4 protein-coding genes and 1 pseudogene are annotated in these 6,434 nt (G+C 61.5%); all 5 read left to right on the forward strand.

Annotated features, from left to right (window positions below; all coding sequences use genetic code 11):
• Positions 1–86: 86 nt before the first annotated feature.
• The gene (locus tag DBR30_RS20870; RefSeq protein WP_108542282.1) at positions 87–983 is read left to right on the forward strand and encodes a glycyl-radical enzyme activating protein; all 897 of its coding nucleotides are present in this window, start codon (positions 87–89) and stop codon (positions 981–983) included.
• A gap of 4 nt (positions 984–987) precedes the next feature.
• A complete protein-coding gene (locus tag DBR30_RS20875; protein ID WP_108588507.1) occupies positions 988–3,420 on the forward strand; it encodes a formate C-acetyltransferase/glycerol dehydratase family glycyl radical enzyme in 2,433 nt (810 codons plus the stop codon).
• A 94-nt stretch (positions 3,421–3,514) separates the two neighbouring features.
• Positions 3,515–4,261, forward strand: a complete 747-nt coding sequence (locus DBR30_RS20880) for a DeoR/GlpR family DNA-binding transcription regulator (protein ID WP_108540243.1) — start codon at positions 3,515–3,517, stop codon at positions 4,259–4,261.
• A 167-nt stretch (positions 4,262–4,428) separates the two neighbouring features.
• Positions 4,429–5,322: pseudogene (locus DBR30_RS20885) on the forward strand (EamA family transporter).
• Positions 5,323–5,451: 129 nt separating this feature from the next.
• The coding region (locus DBR30_RS22735; RefSeq protein ID WP_258224534.1) for an ABC transporter substrate-binding protein at positions 5,452–6,434 on the forward strand (983 nt) is incomplete at its 3' end.

A 6,434-nucleotide genomic window follows, 5' to 3' on the forward strand; every position in this document is an offset into this window, starting at 1 on the left:
CGATAAAACATCTGCAAATAGCTTGATCGAAATCAAATCAACTTTCGAATGAAAGCAAATAAAATGCAAATACAAAAGGAGGCGGTATGATTTTCGACCTGCAACGATATTCAACTCACGATGGCCCCGGCATTCGCACCCTGGTGTTTCTCAAGGGGTGCTCGCTGGCCTGTCTGTGGTGTCAAAACCCGGAAAGCCGCTCTCCCAAGCCGGACATACTACTCGACCGGCGCCAGTGCATCGAGGGATGCCAGCTCTGCAGCCAGGCTTGTCCGGCAATCTTGCGTGACAGCGAGGGCATCCAGCTCAGCCGTTCTGCCCTCAAGGCCGATGATATGGAACGGCTGCGCGGCCTCTGTCCGAGCGAAGCGCTGCAGGTGTGCGGCCGCGATGAAACGCTGGACACCCTGATGGACACCATCTTGCGGGATCGTCCCTTCTTCGAGCGCAGCGGCGGTGGCATCACCCTCTCCGGCGGTGAGCCCTTCATGCAGCCCGACTTTGCAGCGTCCCTGCTGGCCCGCTGCAAGGCCGAAGGGCTGCACACCGCGGTCGAGAGCTGCCTCCATGTGCCATGGCACCAGATTGAGCCAAGCCTCCCCTCACTGGATCTGCTGCTGGCGGATCTCAAACACGTTGATAAAGAACGTTTCTTCCACTGGACCCGCGGCAAGGTGGAGCTGCCCATCGCGAACCTCAAACGCCTCGCCGAGCACGGCGTGCCGATGCAGATCCGGGTGCCGCTCATTCCCGGCTTCAATGCCGACCGCGCATCGATCAGCGCCATCACCGACACCGCCGCCAGCCTCGGCACGGTGCAGGAGATCCACTTCCTCCCCTACCATACCCTGGGGATGGGCAAATATGCCCTGCTGGATCTGCCCTATCAGGCGCCGGACACACCGCTCGATGACCCCGATTTACTCAGCTTTGCCCACGCATACGCCCAACGTCAGGGGCTGACCCCTGTGACCAGAGGATAAGATCATGACCCAGCTCGACCTCAATACACTCAGCCCGCGGATCCGCGCCCACAAAGAGAGCCTGATCCACATCGTTCAGCCACCGGTCTGCACCGAGCGTGCCCGCCACTACACCGAGGCCTATCAGGCTCACCTCGCCCGGCCGCTGCCGGTGCGCCGCGCTCTGGCGTTGGCCCATCACCTCAAGCAGCGCACCATCTGGATCAAGCACGACGAGCTTATCGTCGGCAATCAGGCCAGTCAGGTACGGGCGGCGCCGCTCTTTCCTGAGTACACGGTGAGCTGGATTGAGAAGGAGATCGACGAGCTGGCTGACCGCCCCGGTGCCGGCTTTGCGGTGAGCGAGGCAGACAAGCTGGCGATCCACGCCCTCACCCCCTTCTGGCGTGGCCAGACGGTGCAGGATCGCTGCTTCGGCCTGTTTACCGACGAGCAGAAAGCGCTGCTGGAGAGCGGCATCATCAAGGCCGAGGGCAACATGACCTCGGGGGATGCCCACCTCGCGGTCAACTATGAGGAGCTGCTCACGCTGGGGCTCGATGGCTTCAAGGCCAAGGTGGCAGAGCGCCGCAGTCGGCTGGATTTGGCGGATTGGGGCGATCTGCAGCGCGAGCAGTTCCTGCACGCTGTCGCCATCACTCTGGATGCGGTCAGCGATCACATCGCGCGCTACGCCGCACTTGCCCATGATATGGCAGCACAAGAATCTCGCCCCGAGCGCCGAAACGAGCTTGAGACCATCGCGCTCAACTGCGCCCACATCGCCCACCAGCCCCCCGAGACCTTTTGGCAGGCACTGCAGCTCTGCTACTTCATCCAGCTCATTCTGCAGATCGAATCCAATGGCCACTCGGTGTCATTCGGCCGGATGGATCAATATCTCTACCCCTGGTATCGCCGCGAGGTGGAATTGTCGGAATCCCTGCCTCGGACACGCGCCATCGAGCTGCTGCAAGGGTGTTGGCTCAAGTTGCTGGAGGTGAACAAGATCCGCTCCGGCACCCACTCCAAGGCCTCCGCCGGCAGCCCGCTCTATCAAAACGTCACCATCGGCGGCCAGAACTGGCGGGATGGTGCAGCCCATGACGCGGTCAATGGCCTCTCCTACGCGATTCTGGAGTCCTGCGGCCAGCTGAGATCCACCCAACCCAACCTCTCGGTGCGCTACCATGCCGGGATGAGCGAGGATTTCCTCGACGCCTGCATTCAGGTGATCCGCTGCGGCTTTGGCATGCCCGCCTTCAACAACGACGAGGTGGTGATCCCCGAGTTCATCAAGCTCGGGGTAAGCGTGGAGGATGCCCACCACTACGCCGCCATCGGTTGCATCGAGACCGCCGTGCCCGGCAAGTGGGGCTACCGCTGCACCGGCATGAGCTTTATCAACTTCGCCCGCATTCTGCTGGCCTCCCTCGATGGCGGCCGCGATGCCACCACCGGCAAGGTCTTCCTGCCCCAAACCCAGTCGCTGCGAGACGGGAGCTTTGGCAACTTTGACGAGGTGATGGCCCGCTGGGATGAGCAGGTGCGCTACTTCACCCGCAAATCCATCGAAATCGACTGCGTGGTCGACAGCGTGCTGGAGGCGCAGGCCCACGACATCCTCTGCAGCACTTTGGTGGATGACTGCATCGAGCGCGGCAAGACCATCAAGGAGGGGGGCGCCATCTATGACTGGGTCTCCGGTCTGCAGGTGGGGATTGCCAACCTCGGCAACAGTCTGGCGGCCCTGAAGAAACTGGTGTTCGAACAGGGTGCGGTGGCTCAGCATGAGCTGGCCGCCGCCCTGGAGCAAGACTTTGCCGGGCTGGCGGGGGAGCAGTTGCGCCAGCGCCTCACCAACGCCGCCCCCAAATATGGCAACGATCTGGACGAGGTTGACCTGCTGCTGGTGCAGGCTTACCAGAGCTACATCGACGAGCTCAAGGGGCTGCACAACACCCGCTTCGGGCGCGGCCCCATCGGCGGCACCTACTATGCCGGCACCTCCTCCATCTCCGCCAACGTGCCGTTCGGTGCCGCCACCATGGCCACCCCGGATGGTCGCCATGCCCGCACACCGCTGGCGGAAGGGGCCAGCCCCTCATCGGGTTCGGATCGTCTCGGCCCGACAGCGGTGTTCAACTCCATCGGCAAGCTGCCCACGGCGGCCATCCTCGGCGGGGTGCTGCTCAACCAGAAGCTGAGTCCGTCGAGCCTTGAGAACGAGCGGGACAAGGCCAAGCTGATGAGCCTGCTGCGCACCTTCTTCGAGGTGCATAAGGGGTGGCACGTGCAGTACAACATCGTCTCGCGCGAAACCCTGCTGGCGGCCAAGGCAAATCCGGATCAATACCGGGACCTGGTGGTACGGGTGGCGGGCTATTCAGCCTTCTTCACCGCCTTATCCCCGGATGCGCAAGATGATATCATCGCCCGCACCGAGCACAATCTCTGACGGGGCGCCCCCATGGCGCCAGTGACGTCATATGATTGGCAAGCCACCCCACGGGTGGCTTGCCGCTATCCACCACCTTCTATGTGAGCGCACCATGAATCCACGCCACCAACTGATCCTCACTCTGGTCCATCAGGCTCGCAAGATGAGCGTGAGTGAACTCTCCCGACATACCGGCGTGTCTGAGGTGACGGTGCGCAACGACCTCACCGCGCTGGAGAAACAGGGACTGCTCAGACGGGTACACGGCTCGGCCATGGCGCTGGAGACCGATGACCCGGATGCCCGGATGAACATCAACTACCTGCTCAAGGAGCGCCTCGCCGAGCGGGCCGCCCAACTGGTGGAAGATGGCGAGACGGTCTTTATCGAAGGGGGCAGCGCCAACGCCATGCTGGCGCGCCATCTGGCCCTGCACAAGCGGGTCACCATCATCACCATCAGCAGCTATATCGCCCATCTGCTCAAAGATACCCCGGCTCAGGTGGTGCTGCTCGGCGGGCTGTTCCAGCATAAGAGCGAGAGCGTGGTGGGGCCCCTGACGCGCCTCTGTATCGAGCAGGTACACTTCTCTAAGGCCTTTATCGGAGTTGACGGTTTTCACCCCGAGGTGGGCTTTACCGGCCGCGACATGATGCGGGCCGACGTGGTCAACAGCGTGCTGGCCAAGGGGATGACCAATGTGGTCATCACCGACAGCAGCAAATTTGGCGCCATCCATCCGAGCCAACTAGGCACGCCAGGGCAGATCACGGTGCTGGTCACCGACGATGCCCTGCCCGCCCCCATGCGGGCGGCCATTGCGGCCAAAGGGATCACCCTGCACTGCGTTGCGGCCTGATCTTGCCACTAGGCCCCGCCACCGGCCCCCTCTACCAGAAAACCCCAAACGGGTCTTTCTCCTTGACACTCACCATCTGCACAAGGGTATGCTCCCACCCTTGCCGATCGCGCCGAGCTGTGTAAACCCACTCACTCGCCGCAGTGCTGATGACAAGGATTTCAACCATGCAAACCAAGGACAAGTGTCTGGCCGCTCTGGTCATCCTCTGCTAGGGGCTCAACTTCGTCGCAATCAAGTGGGGGCTGGAGGGGATTCCCCCCCTGCTGCTGGGTGCGCTGCGCTTTATCGGTGTGGTATTTACCGCCATCTTGCTGGTGCCCAAGCCCGCCATGCCCTGGCACTGGCTGCTGGCCTATGGCGGCGCCATCAGCCTCGGCCAGTTCGCATTTTTGTTCAGCGCCATGAAATTCGGCATGCCCGCAGGTATGGCCTCGCTGGTGCTGCAGTCGCAGGTGGTGTTCACCCTGCTGTTTGCGATGATCTGGCTCGGGGAGCGCTGGCAACCCCACCACTGGGTGGCGCTGCCCTTGGCGGGTTTCGGCCTCTATCTCATTGCCACCCACGGTGAAGGCAACCTGACCCTGTTAGGGTTTGTCCTGACGCTGTGCGCCGCAGCCTGTTGGGGCCTTGGCAACGTCATCAATCGCCAGATTGGTCTGCGCTACCAGACCACGCAGCCAAGCCTGATCGCCTGGGGCGGTCTGGTACCGATAGTGCCGTTTTTCGCCCTATCCTGGCTGTTCGAAGGGCCGGAGCTGATGGCCAGCAGCCTGCTCAACTTCAGCTGGCAGGGATTGCTGTGCGTGCTCTATCTCTCGTATGTCGCGACCTGGCTGGGTTACGGCCTGTGGGGACGGCTGCTGATGCGCTATCCGGTGGCGCAGGTGGCACCGCTCTCCCTGCTGATCCCCTGTGTTGGCATGGTTGCTGCAGCCCTGCTGCTGTACGAGCATCCCACTGCGTTGCAGTGGTTGGGCTCTGCTCTGGTGCTGCTCGGCTTTGTAGTGCATCTGCTGGGTAGCCGACTGCGCGGGTTCAAACCACAGAGCGCGACATGATGAGCTGTTGCCAATTTGCGCTATTTCATTGACCTGACAGGATAAAATTTTCATGATGAGCCAGTCCCCATCGGGACTGACATCACCAGTGTGTGATCTGCAGGAAGCAGACTTCAGGAGAGCAAGGACATGCCATCGACCATCACCGCCAGGGGGCGCAGCCTCCCCCCTATCATTCGCGCCACCGCCATCACCTTGACCCTGTGCTGGAGCCCCTTTGGCTGGAGTGCCACGCTGCCCGCTGATTTGAAGTGGGAGAGCAACAACCAGGATCCTCTCTATGCCGATCCGGCCGCCAAGCGCGGCGGCACCTTTCGCACCTTTATGACCAGCTTCCCCCTGACCCTGCGCAAATATGGCCCCGACTCCAACGGCGGCTTTGCCGGTTACGTGCGGGAAACCAACCTGCCACTGCTGAGCACTCATCCCGTCACCGGCAACCCCATGCCGATGCTGGCAAACGAGTGGGCCTTCGGCGCCGACAACAAGACCCTCTATTTTCGCATCAATCCCAAGGCGCGCTGGTCAGATGGCCAACCGGTCACCGCCGATGACTGGCTATTTACCCTCAAGATGATGCGCAGCAAAGAGATCAACGACCCCTGGTACAACAACTACTACAGCACCCAGATAGCAGACATCACCAAGTTTGATGATCACACCCTGGCCATCACCAGCGGCACCGAAAAGAGCCGCCAGGATCTGCTCGAGTCACTGCCCATCAGCCCGGAGCCGAGCCACGCCATCAAGCTCACCGCCAACTGGGTCAAGGAGTACAACTGGAAGGTGTTGCCGGTCACCGGCCCCTATCAGATCGATCAGGTGAAAAAGGGTAAATCGGTCACCTTCAAACGGATTGAAAACTGGTGGGGAGATGACAAGCGCTACTTCCAGCATCGCTTCAATCCTGCGCGGATCGAGATCAAGGTGCTCAGGGATCTGAACATCGCCTGGCAGCACTTCCTGCGCGGCGATCTCGACACCTTCCCGCTGGTGATGCCCAACTGGTGGCACGACAAGACCAACACCGCCGAGTTCGAGAAGGGGTATATCGCGCGCACCTGGTTCTACAACCAGACCCCGCAATCGCCAATGGGGCTCTATCTCAACAC

It is taken from the genome of Aeromonas sp. HMWF017 (assembly GCF_003061465.1).
Classification (GTDB): Bacteria; Pseudomonadota; Gammaproteobacteria; order Enterobacterales; family Aeromonadaceae; genus Aeromonas; species Aeromonas veronii.

What these genes read in the sequence shown, in the direction of transcription:
- DBR30_RS20870 (WP_108542282.1), top strand. Translation starts at nt 87, where the DNA reads ATGATTTTCGACCTGCAACGATATTCAACTCACGATGGCCCCGGCATT.
- DBR30_RS20875 (WP_108588507.1), top strand. Translation starts at nt 988, where the DNA reads ATGACCCAGCTCGACCTCAATACACTCAGCCCGCGGATCCGCGCCCAC.
- DBR30_RS20880 (WP_108540243.1), top strand. Translation starts at nt 3,515, where the DNA reads ATGAATCCACGCCACCAACTGATCCTCACTCTGGTCCATCAGGCTCGC.